The sequence below is a fragment of the Pantoea sp. CTOTU49201 genome (genome assembly GCF_032054795.1).
Lineage (GTDB): Bacteria > Pseudomonadota > Gammaproteobacteria > Enterobacterales > Enterobacteriaceae > Pantoea > Pantoea symbiotica.
This window is the reverse complement of record NZ_DAMBSA010000541.1, coordinates 1-2,464: the sequence shown is the minus strand read 5'-3', so window position 1 is coordinate 2,464 and position 2,464 is coordinate 1. Positions and strand designations below refer to the sequence as shown.

The window sequence follows — 2,464 nt, the reverse complement described above, 5'->3', positions numbered from 1 at the left end:
CAGTGAATGCTTTTGCCGGCGTTTCAACGGTTGGCGGCAATAGCGATTACCATCAGGTGACGTGGAATGTCGGTGTGAACGCCACGTTCTAAACATTTAGGCCAGTAACCCTTCGTTACTGGCCAGTTAATTAATAATGACATCTGCATCATTTATTAAGTCGTATTTAAGACATATTCCGCGCTTTTCGTACCGGCTATATCAATAAACTGTCTGCGATTAATCTGTAAATCATTCCCTTCCCGTTACGCTTTTTTTCATTAATCATCATGTTGCCTGGTCTTGCCAAAAACGTATAACTAAATACCACCAGTATGACTGGTACGCATCAACACATTAATTTTCAATTACTTATACTCGATGGTGCAGTTACTTTCTCTTAATAATTAAGGGGTACACCATGGCGAATGCGTCCAGTAATACCAATCCACAAAATGCAATAGCGGCGGCGGCTACCGTTTATCAATTTCGGGATGTGGCAGAATTAAAAGCCACAGAACCCACCGTCGGAGGCACAATCGGCACCGTGCTTGAGTACACTCGTGGGACAAAAAGTGGCGGAGGTGTTTTTGTTTACGACGCGACTGACACTACATCGGTGGATGATGGCGGTTTGGTCTTTGTCACGGCAGGCAATAAGCGCTGGAAACGTGTGGTGTTGGATTACAACTCGGTAACCGTTTTGGATTTCGGCGCCGTGCCGGATGGCAAAACCGACTGCATCGAAGCCGTCAAACGCATGTTTACCTGGTCGCAACGCGTGCTGCCTGCTGCCGGGATTCGGTTTACCGCTGGCGAATTCAGTATGTCGACGTTTGATATTTCAGATAAAGAGATTAACCGCTTCAAAGTTGCGGGTGCCCAGGTCAACTTCGGCTATTTCCCCACAACAACTTTGGTTTTTAACTGGGAAACCAAACCGCGCGGACTGCATTTTTTTAAAGTGAATGCACGATATGCAGAAATCTCTGGCTTTGTTATCAAAGGAAAAAGTTTTAATCCGGATGGTTCAATGTACGGCAATGGTGATGGCGGCACAGCGCTTAACAGCGTGGGCTTCTACGCTAATACCATCATTGGCGGTCAGTTTTTACGCGTCAGCAGTATGGAGTTCCGCTATCTGGGTGGACGCGCACTTGACCTGATTGACACGCTCGATTGCAAAATTGATCAGTTCTACGCCCGTTGTTGTCAGGACAGCCTGATTTATGCGCGTTGGTCTGACCGTGAAGCAGGCGCATGGGATCACAGCACGGCAATTGAACTGTCAAACTTCAATTTACAGTTTGGCTATAACAAGCCGGTGTTTGATTTGCCACGCTGTACGCAATCGTTTATCCGCAACGGCTGGATTGAACACTCAGACTATGCAGGCGACCTCACGAATGGCCAATGGGTGATAGAAGGTCTGGCGATTGAATCCACCAAAAATCCGCTCAAGCTAGGTTATTGCCGCGCCACCATTATTCAAAAAAGTATTCATAACCAAAGTGCTGGTTTTGATTACAGCACCGAAGGCATCGAGCCCTGGACACTGATTGGTGAAGGGGATCGGGGTGTGCTGGAGCTCTCGGATTGGGGCGTGGTTGCGCAGGGCTCATTGAGCTACGACTATATTTCCTCGCCGTACCATATGGATAACCGTACCGCTAACAATAAATGGTTTTACGTTGGTGAATTCAATTTCTCCGATGCGACTTCGCAAATTCATGTTCGTGTGGTTGGCAGTGCGCAATATAACTCCCAAAGTGAAACGCAGGTTGACTACAGTAATCGCACCCCTGAAGGCGCAACTAATATTTATTTACAAGCACGTGATGGAGCTAATTCAATCGGTAGCTGGTACGGCGAAGGTTCCAGTCCGGTGGTTAAAGTGCATATTTCAGGCAATGGTGCCCGCACTAAGCTCTACGTGAAAATTGCTGCTTACACCGGTTTTTCTACCGCGCTGGTCACTACCAATGGTAAAGATCGCTATCAGGCCGGATTATGTTTTATCTTCCGCAAAAGCTTTACCGCTTGTACTGCAGAAGAGAGCGCAACGCTTGATGCGGCGCCGGTTGTGGCCTTTGAGCAGCATTGGATTGGTAATAAAGATGTTGGCTTCGGCTATAATAACAATAAAGAGTTGTTGTTGCGCGGTACGGTGATCAAAGGGGAGGTCGAAGAATATGAATCAGGGAAATATCGCACGCGACGCTATTTGAAAGTTCGCGTTAACGGCGAAGAGTGGAGTATTCCATTAAACGACGCCAATAATCCTTATATTTAAGCATCAGCCAGCAACTGTAGTTGCTGGCGTATTTAGCGATCAATTCACGCCTGAAATATGCACCTCCGGCAGCGTATCCCGTATTTCCCAGCCGCGTAATTTGCCAGGATTTAATAAATTATGCGGATCGCAGGCGCGTTTCATCGCCACTACATCGGCGCGCACCATGCCTTGTTTGCCGTCTTCAATATG

1 protein-coding gene and 1 pseudogene are annotated in these 2,464 nt (G+C 47.3%); one reads left to right on the top strand and one right to left on the bottom strand.

The annotated features are described in order from the left end of the window. The first annotated feature begins 400 nt into the window (after positions 1–400). Positions 401–2,272, top strand: a complete 1,872-nt coding sequence (locus RTY00_RS23465) for a hypothetical protein (RefSeq protein ID WP_312666565.1) — start codon at positions 401–403, stop codon at positions 2,270–2,272. A 39-nt stretch (positions 2,273–2,311) separates the two neighbouring features. Here the strand turns inward: RTY00_RS23465 and RTY00_RS23460 are convergent. After that, a pseudogene (locus tag RTY00_RS23460) lies at positions 2,312–2,464 on the bottom strand (FAD-binding oxidoreductase); the annotation flags it as partial.

Coding starts and splice junctions, on each gene's coding strand:
- RTY00_RS23465 (WP_312666565.1), top strand. CDS start 401: ATGGCGAATGCGTCCAGTAATACCAATCCACAAAATGCAATAGCGGCG.